The sequence below is a fragment of the Anaerolactibacter massiliensis genome, assembly GCF_900290205.1.
Classification (GTDB): domain Bacteria; phylum Bacillota_I; class Bacilli_A; order Erysipelotrichales; family Erysipelotrichaceae; genus Bulleidia; species Bulleidia intestinalis.
On sequence record NZ_OLMH01000001.1, the window covers coordinates 349,851 to 368,175 of the forward strand.

Below are 18,325 nucleotides of genomic sequence, written 5' to 3' on the forward strand. Positions count from 1 at the left end.
CCGATCCGCGGCTTCTGCCGTTTCCTGTTTTTCAGTGATTGAGATCAGCGAGAATCAGATTGACTGCTTCGCTGACTAAATGGCTGATGGAATAGTCTTCTACTCCGGCAACCGTATTATCGCAATGATGCATCGGAATCAGAATCCGCTTTGCCCGGCTTCTGCCGATGGCTGCGGCCATTTCTGCAGTGATCTCGCCATACATCGCATCTGCGATGACGATGCCGATGGGACCGAGAATAAAATCTGCTTCTCTGGAACAGACGATCACGGAGTTCTCTCCGCTTGCGGCGTGATCTGCACCAGCCTTGAGCATTGCTTCAGCTGCCCGGCTGTTGGTTCCTACTGCGATCACTTCTGCCTCAGGAAGTTTTGTCTTCAATGAGGAAACGAGGGCCTTCCCGATGCCTCCGCCCTGGCCGTCAATTACCAGTATCTTCATTCCGATTGTTCTCCCGGCATCTTCAGATGCCGCTCCTGTATTCATACAGTAAGGCTATTATACCATCTTGTGAAAAATTTCAGAAGTATTTCTGATCAGTCGTAGTCGTAATAGTTCTTCGCCTTCAGAACTTTGTTTTCCATCATGACCTTGCCGAGGGCAATGACGCTGTCAATGGAATAGTCTGTTTCATTCAGCAATACGAGGTCTGCATCGCTGCCGCAGGCAACCGATCCCTTGCGCGGATAGAGCAGAAGTCCGGTCGCGACGGTCTTCGTGATCGGAGAGATTGCATCACTGACGGAGACGTGTTCGTGGACTATCAGATACCGGACGGTATCATACAGGGTTTTCATCTTGCCGATGCCCATGCCGACAATTTCCAGACGGTCATTCCACTTCGGGAAACTGCCGTTGGAATCGGAAGATAAGGTGATCCGATCGAGAGGAGCTCTGCTCATGGCATCTTTCATCAGATGCGCAGTCTTAGCAGTCTCGTTGCCGCTGGTGAAGTCGATGTAGCCGCCCTTGTTAGCAAAGGTGATGGCATCTTCATACGCATTTGCGACATGCGTCGGACGGAAGATTGTGATCGGAATATCTGTCTCATCTACAATGGCTAAGACGTCTTTGTATCCCTTCTTTCCTCTGCCGGTATGCATGTGTACGATGCCTGCTTTCTTTGCTAAGAGGCCGGCAGTTCTGACCTGCGTGGCCAGACGGGCTAATTCTTCTTTTGAGACATTGGAAGAACGATGATCGCTGATCGCAATCTTAACGCCGATGACTTCATCGATGAAGGCAACATCATGAGCCACTGATCCAGTTAAGTTAACGGAAGGATATGCATAGGAACCAGTCAGGCACCATGCACTCATGCCTTGTTCTCTCAATGCCTTTGCCTTGGCAACGAGTGCAGCTACGCTCTTGGCATTGGCATCCGTTCCGAGCAGGCCTACTACCGAGGTGACGCCATATTTCACGCAGTCGGTCATCTGCACTTCGCGGATCAGCGAAGCGAAACCATCTTCTCCGCCTCCGCCGATGATATGAACATGCTGGTCGATGAATCCTGGTACCAGAATCTTGCCATGTCCGTCTAATACCTTGAATTCGCTGCTATCCCAGGTGAAGTCAATCTGATCGGCAATCTGAATGATGCGGTCATTGCAGATGAGTACGTCTTTGATGCCGAGGTCTTCTGGTGCAAATACATGTGCTTTTTCAATTTTCAGAAACATGTCATTTCCTCGCTTTTTCAAAATTATAGCGAGCTCTGGGCCAATAGGCTGAAGAAATTCCTTCATGGATACGATTTCTCTGGTATAACGGGAAAGAAAAAGGAGAAATGCCATGGATCGTCTGATTCTGAAGAAAGAACAGGCAGAAGAACTGATCCGGAAATACGGATCGCCTCTGTATGTGTATGAGGAAGAAGTCCTGAGGGAAAGATGCAGAGAGGTCGGAACTCTTCTGGCCCTGAAGACTTATCATCCCCAGTATTCTGCCAAAGCAAACTCCAATATCGAATTGCTGAAGATTATCCGGGAAGAAGGACTGGATGTCGATGCCATGTCGCCAGGCGAAGTCGTACAGGAGCAGGCAGCTGGTTTTGAAGCAGATCAGATCATGTACTGCTCCGGCAATATGTCAGAAGCAGAGATGAGATATGCCCATGATCATGCGGGGATTCTGATTCTGGATTCGCTGTCTCAGGCAGATCGCTATGGCACGCTCTTTCCGGGATCTGAAATGGGTATCCGGGTCAATCCGGGCATCGGTGCTGGTCATGATGCAAAGGTCATCACCGGTGGAAAGACAAAGTTCGGAGTCCTTTCAGAAGATCTGAAAGAGATTTCTGAGATCCTTCAGAAGCATTCTCTGAAGCTGATTGCTCTGCATGAACATGTCGGGTCTCTGTTCCTGGATGATACGGTATTCCTGGAAGCAGCAGAGATTCTGCTGAAGCTGGCACAGCAGTTTCCGGATGTGAGAATCCTCGATTTCGGCGGAGGACTTGGCGTTCCGTATAATGGAGAAGAAAGACTGGATCTGAACGGACTAGGAAGAAGACTGACAGATCTGATTGCTTCTTCTGAACAGAAGAGCGGAAGAACATATGAGATCCGGATTGAACCGGGAAGGTATATCGTTGCCGAAAGCAGCATGCTCTTAGGCACAGTGACAGACATCAAGGAATCTGCCGGGGTGAAGTATCTCGGAACGGATATCGGCTTCAACGTGCTGCTGAGGCCGGTGCTGTATCATGCCCATCACAGGATTCATGGCTATTCGGATTCGGAAGAACAGGAAACCTATACCGTATGCGGAAATTTATGCGAGTCCGGAGATATTCTTGCTGAAGGAGAACAGCTTCCATGCATGCGGATCGGAGATCTGATCGGCATTGAAAATGCCGGAGCCTATGGCTTCAGCATGAGCTCTGATTATAATGGACGCCTGCGCCCGGCTGAGGTGCTTCTTTCGGATGGGACGGATCGTCTGATCCGGAAACGGGAAAGCCTGGAAGATCTGGTAAATCAGATCTGAGCATGCTTTCTGCCGGTTGCCTGATAGCTCTGCTCGTCGGAGTTCGTATAGATGACTTCCAGGAATTCTGAGAAGAGTTCAGAAAGTTCTTCGATGCTCATCAGATCTTCGGAAAGACTTGTATTCATGCCTGCATGGTGTTCGTTGATGCGTTTGCGGCTGAGGCCATGTGCAACGGTCAGAGTTCCATCCGGTTTCAGAAGATCAGACAGATGCGCAATCAATGCTTGCGGATCCCTGAAGTGCGGAAGGGCGTTGTAGACCATGATGGCATCGAACTTCTTTTCTGGTTCATACGTCTCTGCCGGAGTGCAGATCAGGGTTACTTCCGGCTGCCTGAACTTCTTTTCTGCCTCTGCAATCATGTTCGGGGAGATATCAATCCCGGTGATGGAGGAAGCTCTGCGCTTCAGGTAGTCCGGGATCAGGATACCGGTTCCGCAGGCAACGTCGAGAATATCCATCCCGGGATGGATGTCTGCATGGTCCAGAATGCTCGCAATCACTGCTTCATTGCGGACCATCCTGCTGTCCCAGTCAGCTGCTTTCTGGTCAAAATAGGAAATCACATCAGATTCACGAATCATCTTCACACCCTCACAGAGTTCATGAGGTATATTATACCGGTATCTGAACAGGATTAAGAGGGCTCTGGAAGGACGTTGCAGGAACTAGCAAAATCGATGATAATTACATCAGTTCAGACCAGTCTGCACTGGGAAGGAAGGTGATTCGTGTGCTTTTCTTTGAATATTCAGATCGTGTTCCAGGGATGATCAGTTTATGACGTCAGAACAGTACAGGTTTTCACCGGAGGTGCAGGCAGTTGTGGAGGGTTCTCCGATTCCGTTTGCGGTATATCAGCTTTCTGACCACAGGGTCGTGACTGTGCTTCTTTCAGATGGATTTGTGAAGCTCAGCGGTGCTTCTTCACGGGAAGAATGCATTCAGCTGATGAATACGGATATGTATCGGTATACCGATCCGGCCGATGTGGCGAGGATTGAAGATCTGGCATACCGGTTCGCAATCGGCAAGGATGAGGTCTATGATGCGGTATACCGCAGCAAGCTCCCGGATCAGAATGAATATCATCTGCTTCATTCGATGGGCAGGCATATCACAGTGGATGGGAATGTGCAGCTTGCCATGATCTGGTATATGGACGAGACCAGTGCATCTCAGAAGACTGCTCATGGAAGAGAGCTGATGGATGCTCTGATTGAGAGCGCAGAGATTTCCCGGAAGCAGCGGGAAAATTATTACGATGATATGACGGGCCTTCCGACTGCCGCTTATTTCCGGGTTCTGGCAGAAAGTTCCGTGAAAACCATGCGGGCAGAAGGAAAAACTCCGGCAATCATCTATCTGGACTTCAGCAACATGCGTCTGTTCAATCATCGCTATGGCTTCGCAAAGGGTGATGAATTGATCCGGGGACTCGGAAAGCTTCTGAGCAGGATGTTCGGAACTGAGCACTGCGGGCATGTGGAGAGTGATCATTTCGCGGTTTATACGGATGCGGATTATGCTGAAAAGCAGCTGGATCAGCTGTTTGCTTCATTGAATCAGATCAATCATGGCAATGCGCTTCCATTACGAGCGGGAATCTATGTGCTTGCTGAAGGAGACTATGACATCAGCCGGGCATGCGATCGGGCCAAGGCTGCCTGCAATCATCTGAGAGGACAGTTTGCGTCAAGGCACATGTACTTCAACGAACAGATCAGCAAAGAGATCTCGGGGAAGGCATATGTCCTGGATAATTTCACCAGAGCACTTTCCGAGCATTGGATCCAGGCTTATTTCCAGAGGATCGTGGATCCTGAAACGGGAAAGGTGACGGATGAGGAGGCACTGGCAAGGTGGATTGATCCGCAGAATGGACTTCTGCCTCCGGATCAGTTCATCCCGATTCTGGAGGATGAAGGAATGCTCTGGAAGCTGGATCTGTATATGGGCCAGCAGATCATTCAGAGCATGCGTAAGAAACAGCAGAAGGGCATTCCTCTGGTGCCGGTTTCCATCAATCTGTCAGAGCGTGATTTCACGGTCTGCGATATGATCGACAAGCTTGCCAGAAGAATGGATGAAGCAGGAATCGAACGGAAGTATCTGGTCATTGAGATCACGGAACGCGCGATCGGCAGAGACCCGGAGCTTCTGAAACAGATCATCGAGGAATGCGGAAATTCCGGATTCCGGGTATGGCTGGATGACTTCGGCAGTGAGTATTCTTCTCTGAATATTCTGAGCAATTATCACTTTGATGTGATCAAGCTGGATCAGAAGTTCCTGAAAACAATGCAGAAGGGCAACCAGAAGGGAAAGCTTCTGATTGCAGAGATCCTGGATTTTGCAAAGAAGGCAGACATCACTGCTCTGGCCGAAGGAGTGGAGACCAGGGAAGAAGCAGTCTTCCTGATGGATCATGGCGTGAATAAGATCCAGGGCTTCCTCTTCAGCAGACCGGAACCGGAAAAGACTCTTCTGGAGTGGTATCAGAGTCATCAGGAAGCAGTTCAGCCGGAAAAATAGATAGATACAGCCCGGAACAATCTCTTCCGGGTTTTCTGAAGACATGGAGAAGAGAATATGATGAGCTATGACCACAATGCATGGATGAAGAAGATGAATCAGGTTCTTGCGCAGGGACCATATACCGATTCCTGGGAATCCTTGTCTGAACATCAAACACCAGAGTGGTTCCGGAAAGCAAAGCTTGGCATCTTCATTCACTGGGGACCGTACTCAGTACCTGCTTTCGGAAGCGAGTGGTATTCCCGGAATATGTACCGGGAAGGAACTATGGAGTTTGAGCATCATCAGAAGACATATGGCCTGCAGAAAGACTTCGGGTACAAGGATTTCATTCCGATGCTGAAGGCAGAGCGTTTTGATCCGGAAGCCTGGGCAGAATTATTTGAAGAGGCCGGGGCAAAGTATGTGATCCCGGTTGCGGAGCATCATGATGGGTTTCAGATGTACCGCAGTGAACTGTCTCACTGGAATGCCTATGAGATGGGACCGCAACGGGATGTGCTGAGTGATCTGAATGAAGCACTCCATCAGCATGGCCTGATTACGGGTGCTTCTTCTCACAGAATAGAGCACTGGTGGTTCATGGGCTCTGGGAGAAAGCCATTGAAGAATGGAACGCCAGCAGAAGAGTGGTCTGATATCCCATCTCTTTCAAAGACCCCGGATGATCTGTACTGGCCTTCGACCATCATGGATTCCGAGGATAATGACAATCGGTATGCGACACCGGCTCCTTCTGAAGAATTCCTGGAAGACTGGATGTTCCGTACTATGGAACTCATCGATCACCTGCAGCCGCAGGAACTTTACTTTGACTGGTGGGTATTCCAGGCTGCTGCCAAACCTTATCTCAGAAAGATTCTTGCCTATTACTACAATCGCGGAGCGGAATGGAACAAAGAAGTGCTCGTGATCACGAAGAATGACGGGATTCCGTATGGATGTGCCGTGCCGGATATGGAGCGGGGCGGCTTCCATACCATGCAGGCAGAACCATGGCAGACCGATACCGCGGTCGGAAAGATCTCCTGGGGCTATACGAGAGACAATGTATACAAGACTTCTGACATGATTCTTCAGGATCTGATTGATACGATTTCGAGAAACGGCGTGATGCTGCTGAATGTAGGCCCGAAAGCAGATGGAACGATTCCGGAACAGGATCAGAAGCTTCTGAGAGAGATCGGTTCCTGGCTGAGACAGAATGGCGAAGCAGTATATGGCAGCAGACCTTGGAGAATCTCCATGGAAGGACCGACTGCACCAAAAGAAGGAGCGTTCTCTGATCAGACGGATTCGGTCTATTCTTCCGAAGACTTCCGGTTCACGGTGAATCATGGCCACCTCTATATCTTTGCCATGAAGTATCCCGATCCGGTGAATGGAGTCTCAGAGATCAGAGTGCATACGTTAGCAGGAAAGGATCATCCGGCTGCTTATGAGTTCGGAGCATTGATCAGAGATGTTGAGGTTCTCGGATATGAGGAGAAACCAGAGTGGGTTCAGAAACAAGACGCATTAATCATCCGAACAAAGACCATTCATACGCACAGTCCGGTTGTCTTCCGGGTGGAGTTCCGGTGATTGCTACATATGTAAAATATTTCATATGGTTTGATTTATTTTCATAATGATGAAAGATTTTCTGTTGAGTCGCTGCCGGAACAGGAATATCATGTTTACTGTCAGAATTGAAAGGGGAATATCCTATGCGTGATGAAGCACTTTTTGAAGCAATCGGAAAAGAACAGGACCGCCAGAACCACAACATTGAACTGATCGCCTCGGAGAACTTCGTATCAAAGGAAATCAGAGAAGCAGCTGGTTCCGTACTTACCAATAAGTATGCAGAAGGCTATCCTGGCCATCGGTATTACGGCGGCTGCGAGTATATTGATGTCGTTGAGAATCTTGCCAGGGACAGGGCGTGTGAATTGTTCCATGCAGAACATGCGAATGTTCAGCCGCATTCCGGTTCCCAGGCGAATATGGCCGCATATTTTGCATTGATTCAGCCGGGAGATCGGATCATGGGCATGGATCTGGCCAGCGGCGGTCATCTGACTCATGGTGCAAAAGTTTCTTTCTCCGGCAAGCTGTTTGACAGTGTTTCATATGGGGTTGATCGGGAAACAGAGAAACTTGATTATGATGCAATCCGCAAACTTGCTCTGGAAGCCAGACCGAAAGTGATCGTGGCTGGTGCTTCTGCGTATGCAAGAGAGATTGACTTCAGCGAGTTTCGCAAGATCGCAGATGCCTGCGGTGCATATCTGGTTGTGGATATGGCGCACATTGCCGGTCTGGTAGCGACTGGATATCATATGAGCCCGGTTCCATATGCAGACATTGTTACTTCCACCACGCATAAGACCCTGCGCGGACCGCGCGGCGGCCTGATTCTTTGCAAAGAGCAGTATGCAAAGGCGGTAGACCATGCAGTATTCCCGAGAATGCAGGGCGGCCCGCTGTGTCATATTGTTGCGGCAAAGGCAGCTTGTTTCTATGAAGCACTGCAGCCGGAGTTCAAGGAATACATCAGGAACGTCTGTATCAACAGCAAAGCACTTGCTAAGGCACTGGAAGAAGAAGGAATCCGTCTGGTTACAGGCGGAACGGATAATCATCTGGTTCTGGCAGATGTGCTGAACTCCATCGGAGTAACTGGTGTTGAAGCAGAAAAGGCACTGGATGAAGTGAACATCACTGTCAACAAGAATGCGATTCCGTTTGATACCACAAAGCCTACGGTTGATTCCGGCATTCGTCTTGGCTCGGCAGCAATGACAACTAAGGGATATAGCGAAGCAGACTTCACTGCCATTGGTCATATGATCGGCAGAGTTCTGAAGAATATCAACGATGATGCGGTAAAGGCGGAAGTGAAGCAGCAGGTCCTGGCGCTCACGGAAGCACATCCGTTTGACTGAATAATTCAAAACGGACAGAGTTTTTCCGGAAAGATATGGACAAGCCTGAGCTTGTTCATGTCTTTTTTTGACCTTGATTCCTTCCTTGGATGAAGAACGCTACGCTTCCAGCTGGCTGCGCATCTAGGGAAAGCCTGCTGCTTCAAATGGGAACGGGAAACAGGGCCCGGGAGGAACCAACACTGAATCAAATTGACAAAATAATCCTCTGCTCCCTGCGGAACAGGAGTCCATGGAACTATTTAATACACTACATATACTTATAATATACGTATAAAAAAGATGATTTATCAGGATATATCTATACTACATCCTGCCTGTTCGCAGCAGACCTCAGCGCAAAAGAAAAGGCGTAGACCCTTTTTTTGGGTTTACGCCATTGACCGCTTGATTATGCGGTTTTCATCACTAATATGGTGAGCGCTAATTTACTAGCCCACCTCGAATTGAAAAGCATCTGGAAGTCGTTCATCGAATTTTAGTGATTCTGAAGCCTTTTCTCTCATGTTGGCGTTGCACAGAAGCGAAGCGAAAAGCATTGAGTGGAAGGGCTTTTTTCTACGAATTTTCTACGATTTTCAATAGTGCCAATAGATAATAAGAGGCAATAGTTGCATAATTACGTTGAAATAAGGGGTTGATGGGATGGTTGATAATAAGATCAGCATTGGTAGTTCTGGTGAGTATTATGTTGCGTATACCCTAGAACGTCACGGTTTTACAGCGGCTATGCCAATGGCGAACACAAAGAATTTCGATATTCTGGCAATCAATCGCGAAACAAATAAGCAGATCGCAGTGCAAGTAAAGACCACAGCAAAACACACACATACATGGCCTCTGTCATCTAAATCCGAAACTCTCAAAGGGGAAAATATTTTCTACTTTTTTGTTCTTCTACACGATGATAAAGAACCTGACTTGTATATTGTTCCTAGCCAAGTTGTTGCTGATACGATATACAAAAATCATCATGAGTGGCTTAAGACTCCTGGTATAAATGGAAGACAGCACAAGGACAATAACATCCGTAATTATTCTCCAGATCAAATGTATCTGGAGGCATGGAATATTCTGAGATAAACGACTAAGGGTAATACATATGGCAAATAAACAGGCAGCGAAGAGATTTGCTAACGAATGGAAGAATCGGGGCGATGAGAAACAGGACACCCAAACATTCTGGATCAGCCTGCTCCAGCAGGTATTCGGAGTCGGATTAGATGGTATCCAGAACGTAATCACCTTCGAGGTTAGAACCTCTAAGCAGAAAAAAGGGAAGGACTTCAAAGATGCTGTCCTCTACAGATTTGATCATGACAAGGAAGTGCTGATTGAACAGAAGTCATTCGGTATTTCGCTGGCCAAACAGATCAAGCAGTCGGACGGCGAACTGCTGACTCCTTTTGAACAGGCAAAGAGGTATGACGATCATTCGGCTTTCAATGACAAGGCTAGATGGATCATCTGCTGCAATTTTGGTGAGTTCTGGATTTATGACATGTCACTGGAAGGTGCCGCTCTGTATGAGCCTGTGAAGAGAGTTGACTTGGCTGATCTCCCGAACAATCTCGGATCATTCACGATGCTCGAATCCGGCGAGAATGATTCTGCTCCGAAGTTCAACGAAGAGGTTGCCGTGTCCGTTAAGGCGGGCAATTTGGTTGGCAAGATGTACGATGCCTTCGAAAAGCAGTATAAGCATGACGAAGACGGAAACCTGTCTGATTCGCAGAGACAGGCACTTAACAAGCTGTGTGTTCGTCTCGTCTTCTGTCTCTATGCCGAAGACAGCGGGCTTTTTCGGGATAAGCAGTTTCACGATTACATGGAGAGCTATCCTACGCTTCGGATGAGAAGGGCTTTGATTGACCTTTTCAACACTCTGAATACACCAATTGACCAGCGGGACCCATATCTGGAAGCGGATGTGGCGAGCTTTCCCTATGTTAACGGTGGCTTGTTTGCGGGTGAGATTGAGGTTCCGAATTTCACTGACGATCTTCGGGAGGTGTTGCTGGATGAAGAAAGCAGTCTTTTTGACTGGTCGGCGATTTCGCCCACGATTTTCGGAGCTGTTTTCGAATCTACTCTGAATCCTGAAACACGCCGAAGCGGAGGTATGCACTATACGTCCATTGAAAACATTCACCGAGTGATTGGCCCTCTGTTTTTGGATGACCTGAAGGCAGAATGCGACCGCTTGTTGTCAAATGCTTCAACCACAAATGCCCAGCTTCGGGCGTTTCAGAACAAGCTGGCATCTTTGACTTTCCTTGATCCCGCCTGCGGGAGTGGCAACTTCCTGACTGAAACCTATTTGTCTCTGCGTCGATTAGAAAACCGTGTTATTCAGGCACAGTCACGATTGATGCAGATGGGTAATGTCATTAATCCAATCAAAGTATCGATTCAGCAGTTTTACGGCATTGAGGTCAATGATTTTGCGGTATCGGTTGCTCAGACGGCATTGTGGATTGCTGAACATAAGGAGTTCAAAGAAACCGAAAAGATTCTGTTCATGGATATCGACTTTTTGCCCTTGAAGACATTTACACACATTTGGGAAGGCGATGCTTTGAAAATCGATTGGAGCGATGTGATCCCTTCGAACGAACTCAGTTATATTATGGGGAATCCCCCGTTTGTTGCGAATGCGGGCAGAGTGTCAAGAGAGGAACATGCTTCCAAAAAAGTGATGGATGATTGCCAAAAGGAAGAAAAGAAGGAGCTGTTTGGTGCCGATGGCGGTGTTCTCGATTATGTCTGCTGCTGGTATAAAAAGGCATCTTTATTCATCAAAGGAACAAATATTCATGTCGCATTTGTTTCAACGGATTCTATTTGTCAAGGTCAGCAGATTGCACCCTTATGGGAGTCACTGCTGAGTGACAACGTAAAAATTGATTTTGCATATAAATCTTTCAAGTGGGACGCAGAATCAAGCAAAAAAGCGACGGTTTATGTTGTGATCATAGGTTTCTCCGAAACCGCTCCAGCGGATTGCAAAATATACTATTCTTCGGAAATTAAACACGTCAAACACATTAGCCCGTATCTGATTCCGAGCGACGAAGACATTCTTGTGCGTTCAACATCTACTCCGCTGTGCGATGTGCCACAAATGAGAAGCGGCGGCAAACCTGTCGAAGGCGGCAATTTGATTTTTAGCGAAGATGAGAAAAATGAGTTCATCAAAAAGGAACCAAATTCGGAGAAATTCTTTAAACCTTTTATGGGCTCAGAGGATTACCTAAATAATAATTCTCGTTGGTGCTTGTGGCTGCTAAATGCAGAACCGAGAGAATTGAAAAGCATGCCACTTGTGATGCAAAGAATTGAAGCGGTTAGAAACTTTCGATTAAGCAGTAAGAAGGCCGCAACAAGAGAAGGTGCAAAATTTCCGCAAAGGTTTATGGAAATTAAACAATCGGATGGGGATTATTTGATGATCCCGCTGACTACTTCAAGAAACAGAAAGTATATCCCGATAGGGTATCTGTCAAAAGACGTTATCGCAAGTAATGCAGCATCTTTTGTGCCAAATGCAACCCTTTATCATTTTGGCGTATTAATTTCAATTGTGCATATGGCGTGGATGAGAACTGTCGCTGGATATTTTGGCCCGAGCTATAGGTATTCAAACAACATTGTCTACAATACATTCCCGTGGCCATCGCCTTCCGACTCCCAGAAGTCTCGAATTGAGCAGACTGCTCAGGCCATTCTTGATGCTCGGGCAATGTATCCGAGTAGCACCCTTTCCGATCTCTATGATCCCCTTACGATGCCTGCTGAGCTTCGCAAGGCTCATGACGAAAACGATAAGGCGGTTATGTGTGCCTACGGTTTTAATAAGAATATGACTGAAGAAGAAATTGTCTTGGCCCTGATGAAGATGTATAAAACAATTTCGTCGGAAGCAGGTATTTGATATTATTTGACCTTGATTGAGAAAATGCTATCATATTAATGCGCTGTGGAATCAATTTCCAGAGCATAGATATTTCATTCGGATATTTGTTTGTTTGGTTTGTTGTAACGCGAAAGCGTCTATCTTTTAGCTTTAGGGTGTGTTTTTATATTGCCCTATGAATACGAAATTAAGGCTGATGCAAGTGTCAGCCTTTTATATTTGAAAAGATGAACTGCAGCCGCTTGCGGCGGTGATTGTGACTATTGCGGAAGGAGGTGATGCGATGACGATGAACTATTTTCCCTATTGTTTTACCAGTTTCACTTTTGGATACATCGTTCTGTGCTTCACACTTATTATTCTTCCGCAGACGGTTGCAGCTCATATTGATCATTGAGTAAAGTCGGTTAATAGGTTGCGCTTTAGCGGTGATATCGATGAGCGTCAGCTCAAAGTATTACCCGACAACTCATGAAGAAAAAGCAGAATTTGCAAAAGCGCTTGATCACTTTTATGAATTCTGCGATGCAAAGGAAAATGGCATGTCTCGCAAAGGGCTTGAAAAAGCTGTACTGAGTTTCTTGAATCAAGAAGCCTCTGCAGTTGTTATGGAACGTCTGAGCAAAAAGTATAAGAAGGATTATTTTGCGGTAAGTAAAGCGTCAGGGGTTCCAAAGACCACCGTTTATCGGCTGGCAAAAAAAGAAACTGTAGACTACAGGAAGGTTAACTCTGTATGCAGGTATGACTTGTCAAGAATAGTGGCAGCATATCATTCGGCGGATCTTTCAGATGAAGATGATGAAACCTATTTAAATGTTGTGACAGGAGAATATGATACGGAGGAAGTGAACGCACTGTGCTACTCGGCTTCCCCTTGGGATAGAATTGCAGATTTCGAAAGAACATATAAGTTTTCGAGCGTCGATATTCACGATTTTGATACGTTGATTCGCAGTATGCTTGCTAAGAAGGAGGGCTAAGCTCTCCTTTTTTAGTGCAATTAAAGCTATTCCCGCATGCGGGAATGATTTTGAGATGCCAATGCTAAGTTATTGGCAGGAAGCGAAAGAGCAACGAGTTCTGACCACTCAGAGCTGGCCGACCCCAAACTTCCGATGATTCGCCTGAATGCGAGGGAGAAACAAGCTCAGTACCGGTGAGAGCAAGCGGATCCTAAGCTTCCGGTGTCTTGTCGGAAAACAAAGGAAGAGCAGTCCCAGAGTATGCCGGAGCAAGGTGGTCCCCAGCTTCCGAATCATCGCCGGAAGCCATGAAAAGAGTGAGTTTACACCGGGAAGAACGCACTCAATCATAGTCTCCGGCACATCACCGGAAAGCAAAGGCACGCAGGCTCAATACCGGTCAGAGCAAGCCAACCTTGGCTTCCGGTTTCTCACTGAATAACGTAGGAAAGGTTGTTCGTTTTACTGGAATGGCCTATTCCTTAGCTTCGAAGATTTAGAAGACAATACTATGAAAAACATTTACTTATTGGTCAAAAAGACATTTGATGTTGACACCTTTCTTAAGGCAACAGGGAACGAATACCGTATGGTATCGCAGACACCTTATATGGACAAAAAGGGAACGGCCGGAACGCGGGGCACAACACTGACGCTGATGATCCTGCATGATTCGCTGGATTACGGAGTGGATAAGAATACTGGCCTGCCGCGTGATAATAACGTTTTTGAGACATTCGACGTTACGATTCTGAACGGCCAGACACATGCAGATCTGAAAAAAGGCGATCTGGTTGCACTCGTAGACTATGACCCTGATCATTCGTATGTAATGGATTACAGCGTCATTCTGCGCTTCAAGGGCTATACCAAGCTGGAGGATAAGAATAAGTGATGAAACGGCATGTGATTGCGATTCATAATGCGGTTCTGTTTGCAGGTATGTTTTCCGTGGCAGGATTGATGGCAATTGCGATGCTGTGTGTCTCTCTGAGCAGGACTGATGGCGCTGGAAGCAACTCTATTCCAGCGCTGTCCACTGCTTGTGTCATTTTGGCACTTGCAATTGCAGCTTCTGAACTTATCTTGTTCCTTTACCAGAATCGTTACTATCGCGGGCTGAAGTATGGCAACGCGTATCATCGGGTAACAAGCCGGTTGCGTCGCGCACTTCTTGATGCTGGATACTACGAAGCAGACTTCCTTGGTTTTGCTCATCCTGCGGCGATAGAACTGGATTTCAATGGCGATCTGACAACAGGGACCCTGCGAATACGGAATTCTCCGCACTATGACAGTTCGCTTGAAACGGTCAATATGGCCTCAGCTCTCGGACAGTATATAGTCGAACGATGGTATCTGTCGGATGACCAGAATTGGTACATTTATGAAATCTACGATTATGAGGTGTTTCAACCGCTGGTTCTTCACTGCTATGCAGATTTCTGGGATTACGCTAATTTGCCAGACTGGTACAAGTTGCGAATCGATGAGCGCCTGAATACTAAACTCCAGCATATGCTGATAGTCGGGGCAACTCGATCTGGCAAAACGTACATGTTGTATGAATTGATTTTGGAAATGCTGCAGAAGCCAGTTCATTATGAACTATATCTTGCAGATCCAAAAAGATCGAGTCTCTGGGCAGTCGGCAATGCAATTGGCGCCCAGCATAATGCAGTGACGATTGAAGACATCATCGTAGAACTCGATAATTTCCATTCGAGTATGATGAATCGTTCTTCAGAGCTGGCAGATTTGCTGAAAAAACAAATTGATGCTGACTATCGCACATTTGAGTTATCACCAAGCATATTCATTTTTGATGAATTTGCAGCATTTATGGGAGCCCTGCAGACCTATCCGAAGGCAACACGCGATGAGGTAATGGCAGATCTTAGGGATATTGTGTTGATGGGCGCACAGCTTGGTTTCTTCATCATCATCGTCATGCAAAAGTCGGATGCGAGCACACTTCCAACCATGTTGCGAGACTCTCTGACTCTCAAGGTGGTATTGGGAAATGCGGAAGACACTACGTATACGACCGCATTTGGCACAGGGGTGGAAATACCGAAACACAACTACCGGATCGGAGAAGGGGTATATACCGATGCCGGATATGCCAATACTCCTAAACTTGTTACTATCCCTACGCTGGATTTCAATCTTGCCAGTGCTTTCGAACTTGCTTCACATATTGCGCGGGGGGCATGTAATGACCCCCGCCCGATAAATAAGGATAACCATGGTAAGGCTGAGTGTGGATGAACTCACAATTGTGATTCTGCTGGCAGAAAAGGCTGTTCTTGGCACAACGGACTGGGAATGGATTGCGTATAGAATCATTAACAGAACCGAGTTAGATTTGCAGCTTATTCAGATCTTTGGCCCAAAATGCACGTCAGAACAGTCTAATATCGCTGGTTACTCAATTGGATACAGCTATGGAAACCATCCGTTTTACTTTCGCATCTGTTATCACGAAGCATACTGGAATATGGGCGTCGCAGTAAAATTCTCTGCACAGTCACTGGCATATTACTGTAGCCGATACAGTGAGTTGACAGGAACGCAAATTGAGGTGTTCCAAATTTTACAGATACTGAGTGCTGATTTTCAAAAAAACTACATTGTGAGATTGTCACGCATCGATTTTTGTTCGGATTTCATTAATGAGGGCCTGTCGGTCAATGAGTTGAATGTGGAGCTGAAAGATAATCATATTCACTTCGAACACAGTACTGGAAAAAAGAATACTTCTAAGATCGCATTTTATACCGATGCAGGTATTGTCGATACGATCTACGTTGGCAGTAAGAAAGCAAACGTGACAACATTCCTCCGGATCTACAACAAGCGGAAAGAGCAGATTCAGCAGCATGGTATTCATTTTGATGAAGCTATCAACTGTAAGGATTGGATACGGATGGAAAACAGCATTCGAGGTGCATATGCACATGACATCACACAGAGACTGTTAATGATGAATTCACGCAGCGAACTAGTCTCTCTGATATCTGCATGCATGCTGAATAAATATACGCTGGTTGATGAGAATGGGGCTGATCACAAGATTACGGCATTATTGAGATCAGCAGCAACGGAGCCTTCGGATTATTACTATACCGACGCAAAATATCAAGATTTTTCGCTCGATGAGTCACTCGGGTATCTGGTGGAAAAATCAGGATTAATGCCGTTTTTATACAAAGCAAAACAATTTGATCCAGAAGCCCTAACACTTTTCACACGATATCTCGCGGATAAATTAGAGCAGTACTCACCAACATGGTCGGTTACTCATTGGCTAGCGGTGCATGGGCAATACTATCAGGATCATGGAATCAAGAACGTCTTTGCGACTAGGAAGGAAAAAGAGCATGGCTAGAATCAATTCATTTCTGGAAACAAAGGAAGTCGCACAGCTTCTGCACTGCAGCACGCATTACGTAACTACACTGCGGAAGTCCGGGCTGCTGAAGGGAACTCGGTACGGAAAGCGCTGGCTGTATTATGATAGCGATATTCAGGACTTTCTCACGGTAACCCATGGGAAGGATCTGAATAACATCAAAGATTTGACCCCTGAAGGAGTCGTAAAGAAATTTCTTCAGCAGTAAAATTTCCAATCTTCCTTCTGCCCGCTGTATTCTAATGGCGGGCATTCTTATGCCCAGATGAACGATTCTAGGTGCTTAATGCACCGGGAGGTGCAAGAAAAGGATATGTAATACATGAATAGCGAAAAATATATTATTGCCCGCAAATCGACGCGGAAAGGGCATGAAAATGAAGTTACCGCGTATGTCGTTCTGCTGCCTCTTCCCGATGGGACGAAATACAACAAGAGCTTTCCCGTAAAAGACTATAAAACAGAAGGGGCATGCAAACGGGATGCGATCAAGGAACGTGATCGGATTCTTGGAAAACTGGCTGCGAATGAATCGGTGAAGGCAAAGAAGTCGATTCCAACTGTAGACGAAGTTTTTGAAATGACATTGGTGCAGTTCAAGAAGCGCAAGGGCAGTAACACAAAGTATGAAAAGATTTATAGCAAGTGGATTAAGCCCAAGTATGGAAATGTCAAAATTTCGGAAATCACGAAGCTTGATGTTTCGTCAACCTTGAATGAAGCTGCTGAAACCTGTGTCAGGCAGCATGTTAGTAATATCAAAACCGTCTGGAAACGTATTTATGATGTGGCAATTGATACGCTTGATATTCCGGTAAAGGACTGCTCAAGAGTGGAGATGCCGCCTTGTAATAAGAAGACAAAACGCTCTAAGAAAGGCGAGCAGAATGTCACACAGGATGTGTTTGATGAATTTTGCAAATATGCTGCAAACTACGGGAACTATCTGGATGATGAGAAGAAACTGATTTACAACAGGGACATTATGATCTACGCTCTCAGGCTAAACCGTTACATCGGAGTGAGGCCGCAGGAAGTCAGAGCGATTACCCGTGACTGTATTCAATTCCGGGATCTGCCATATAAGAACCCAGAGACAGGGAAGATTGAGAATGTAGAAGGTGCACGTATTGCAATTGATAAAGCGGTTGGCTCGACAATAACCGAGGAAATCGCTTTGCGTGACACGAAAACAGAAGAGTCCCAGAGATGGGTTTACTTAGGCAAGGAAGGTGCAGATCTCCTGAGAGAGATTCTTGCGTATTCCAAGTATGATATCGTCTTTGCAGACTACGATGGTAATTTGATCAGTTCAACTGTTTACTCCGATTTCATGAACAGGGTGAAGCACAAGTGGTGGAAAGATACTGGACATAAGGAAGACGTCTATGCTGAGCTGATGCGCAAAGCATTATCCGCTGATAACTACAGCCATAGTGTGAGTGCGGTAGTCACTAAACAGCAGATGGGCCACGAGAGCGAAAACATGTCTGCAAACTGGTATGCCACCGCTCCTGATGTTGATGTTGTGACCGCTTTCCTGAACAGACAGTATAAAGAGTAAAA

Annotated in this window: 15 protein-coding genes; 12 read left to right on the forward strand and 3 right to left on the reverse strand. The window is 46.5% G+C overall.

What is annotated here, in order from left to right; all coding sequences use genetic code 11:
- Positions 1-31: 31 nt before the first annotated feature.
- Both C7E00_RS01780 and iadA read right to left on the reverse strand, forming a co-directional pair.
- Positions 32-442, reverse strand: a complete 411-nt coding sequence (locus tag C7E00_RS01780; RefSeq protein WP_105302960.1) for a DUF3842 family protein — start codon at positions 440-442, stop codon at positions 32-34.
- A 95-nt stretch (positions 443-537) separates the two neighbouring features.
- The gene (iadA, locus tag C7E00_RS01785; RefSeq protein ID WP_105302961.1) at positions 538-1,683 is read right to left on the reverse strand and encodes a beta-aspartyl-peptidase; all 1,146 of its coding nucleotides are present in this window, start codon (positions 1,681-1,683) and stop codon (positions 538-540) included.
- A 112-nt stretch (positions 1,684-1,795) separates the two neighbouring features.
- Here iadA and lysA point away from each other — a divergent pair, with 112 nt between their 5' ends.
- Entirely contained in the window at positions 1,796-2,992 is a 1,197-nt protein-coding gene (gene lysA, locus C7E00_RS01790) for a diaminopimelate decarboxylase (RefSeq protein ID WP_105302648.1), read from the forward strand.
- Here the strand turns inward: lysA and C7E00_RS01795 are convergent.
- The gene (locus tag C7E00_RS01795) at positions 2,983-3,579 is read right to left on the reverse strand and encodes a class I SAM-dependent DNA methyltransferase (protein WP_105302649.1); all 597 of its coding nucleotides are present in this window, start codon (positions 3,577-3,579) and stop codon (positions 2,983-2,985) included. The two genes, lysA and C7E00_RS01795, sit on opposite strands and share 10 nt — an antisense overlap.
- A 196-nt stretch (positions 3,580-3,775) precedes the next feature.
- Between C7E00_RS01795 and C7E00_RS01800 the strand changes: the two genes are divergently transcribed.
- The 11 genes from C7E00_RS01800 (at position 3,776) to C7E00_RS01850 (ending at position 18,323) form a co-directional block, all read left to right on the forward strand.
- Positions 3,776-5,530 (forward strand): EAL domain-containing protein, encoded by a 1,755-nt coding sequence (locus C7E00_RS01800; protein ID WP_105302650.1) that lies wholly within the window; start codon positions 3,776-3,778, stop codon positions 5,528-5,530.
- 57 nt (positions 5,531-5,587) lie between these two features.
- Positions 5,588-7,117, forward strand: coding sequence for an alpha-L-fucosidase (locus C7E00_RS01805; RefSeq protein WP_105302651.1), 1,530 nt, complete (start codon positions 5,588-5,590; stop codon positions 7,115-7,117).
- 125 nt (positions 7,118-7,242) lie between these two features.
- A complete protein-coding gene (glyA, locus tag C7E00_RS01810) occupies positions 7,243-8,463 on the forward strand; it encodes a serine hydroxymethyltransferase (protein ID WP_105302652.1) in 1,221 nt (406 codons plus the stop codon).
- 645 nt (positions 8,464-9,108) lie between these two features.
- On the forward strand, positions 9,109-9,546 hold the full coding sequence (locus C7E00_RS01815; protein ID WP_105302653.1) for a hypothetical protein: 438 nt from the start codon (positions 9,109-9,111) through the stop codon (positions 9,544-9,546).
- Between the two features lie 19 nt (positions 9,547-9,565).
- Positions 9,566-12,397: a DNA methyltransferase gene (locus tag C7E00_RS01820; RefSeq protein ID WP_105302654.1), complete on the forward strand. Its 2,832-nt coding sequence runs from the start codon at positions 9,566-9,568 to the stop codon at positions 12,395-12,397.
- 419 nt (positions 12,398-12,816) lie between these two features.
- Entirely contained in the window at positions 12,817-13,362 is a 546-nt protein-coding gene (locus tag C7E00_RS01825; RefSeq protein WP_105302655.1) for a hypothetical protein, read from the forward strand.
- A gap of 493 nt (positions 13,363-13,855) precedes the next feature.
- Positions 13,856-14,239 (forward strand): hypothetical protein, encoded by a 384-nt coding sequence (locus tag C7E00_RS01830; protein ID WP_105302656.1) that lies wholly within the window; start codon positions 13,856-13,858, stop codon positions 14,237-14,239.
- Positions 14,239-15,615 carry an FtsK/SpoIIIE domain-containing protein gene (locus C7E00_RS01835; protein ID WP_105302657.1) on the forward strand — a complete coding sequence of 459 codons (1,377 nt, stop codon included), beginning with the start codon at positions 14,239-14,241 and terminating at the stop codon, positions 15,613-15,615. The genes C7E00_RS01830 and C7E00_RS01835 overlap by 1 nt, the downstream gene beginning before the upstream one ends.
- Positions 15,608-16,735, forward strand: coding sequence for a replication initiation factor domain-containing protein (locus tag C7E00_RS01840; RefSeq protein ID WP_167836420.1), 1,128 nt, complete (start codon positions 15,608-15,610; stop codon positions 16,733-16,735). Before C7E00_RS01835 ends, C7E00_RS01840 begins: the two co-directional genes overlap by 8 nt.
- On the forward strand, positions 16,728-16,967 hold the full coding sequence (locus C7E00_RS01845) for a helix-turn-helix domain-containing protein (RefSeq protein WP_167836421.1): 240 nt from the start codon (positions 16,728-16,730) through the stop codon (positions 16,965-16,967). Before C7E00_RS01840 ends, C7E00_RS01845 begins: the two co-directional genes overlap by 8 nt.
- Positions 16,968-17,081: 114 nt before the next feature.
- Positions 17,082-18,323, forward strand: coding sequence for a tyrosine-type recombinase/integrase (locus tag C7E00_RS01850; RefSeq protein WP_105302660.1), 1,242 nt, complete (start codon positions 17,082-17,084; stop codon positions 18,321-18,323).
- Positions 18,324-18,325 lie beyond the last annotated feature (2 nt).

Bases quoted from the DNA above. Each gene is read 5' to 3' on its own strand.
- C7E00_RS01815 (WP_105302653.1), top strand. From the start codon at position 9,109: ATGGTTGATAATAAGATCAGCATTGGTAGTTCTGGTGAGTATTATGTT.
- C7E00_RS01795 (WP_105302649.1), bottom strand. From the start codon at position 3,579: ATGATTCGTGAATCTGATGTGATTTCCTATTTTGACCAGAAAGCAGCT.
- lysA (WP_105302648.1), top strand. From the start codon at position 1,796: ATGGATCGTCTGATTCTGAAGAAAGAACAGGCAGAAGAACTGATCCGG.
- C7E00_RS01820 (WP_105302654.1), top strand. From the start codon at position 9,566: ATGGCAAATAAACAGGCAGCGAAGAGATTTGCTAACGAATGGAAGAAT.
- C7E00_RS01845 (WP_167836421.1), top strand. From the start codon at position 16,728: ATGGCTAGAATCAATTCATTTCTGGAAACAAAGGAAGTCGCACAGCTT.
- C7E00_RS01850 (WP_105302660.1), top strand. From the start codon at position 17,082: ATGAATAGCGAAAAATATATTATTGCCCGCAAATCGACGCGGAAAGGG.
- C7E00_RS01835 (WP_105302657.1), top strand. From the start codon at position 14,239: ATGAAACGGCATGTGATTGCGATTCATAATGCGGTTCTGTTTGCAGGT.
- C7E00_RS01805 (WP_105302651.1), top strand. From the start codon at position 5,588: ATGATGAGCTATGACCACAATGCATGGATGAAGAAGATGAATCAGGTT.
- C7E00_RS01780 (WP_105302960.1), bottom strand. From the start codon at position 442: ATGAAGATACTGGTAATTGACGGCCAGGGCGGAGGCATCGGGAAGGCC.
- iadA (WP_105302961.1), bottom strand. From the start codon at position 1,683: ATGTTTCTGAAAATTGAAAAAGCACATGTATTTGCACCAGAAGACCTC.
- C7E00_RS01830 (WP_105302656.1), top strand. From the start codon at position 13,856: ATGAAAAACATTTACTTATTGGTCAAAAAGACATTTGATGTTGACACC.
- glyA (WP_105302652.1), top strand. From the start codon at position 7,243: ATGCGTGATGAAGCACTTTTTGAAGCAATCGGAAAAGAACAGGACCGC.
- C7E00_RS01800 (WP_105302650.1), top strand. From the start codon at position 3,776: ATGACGTCAGAACAGTACAGGTTTTCACCGGAGGTGCAGGCAGTTGTG.
- C7E00_RS01825 (WP_105302655.1), top strand. From the start codon at position 12,817: ATGAGCGTCAGCTCAAAGTATTACCCGACAACTCATGAAGAAAAAGCA.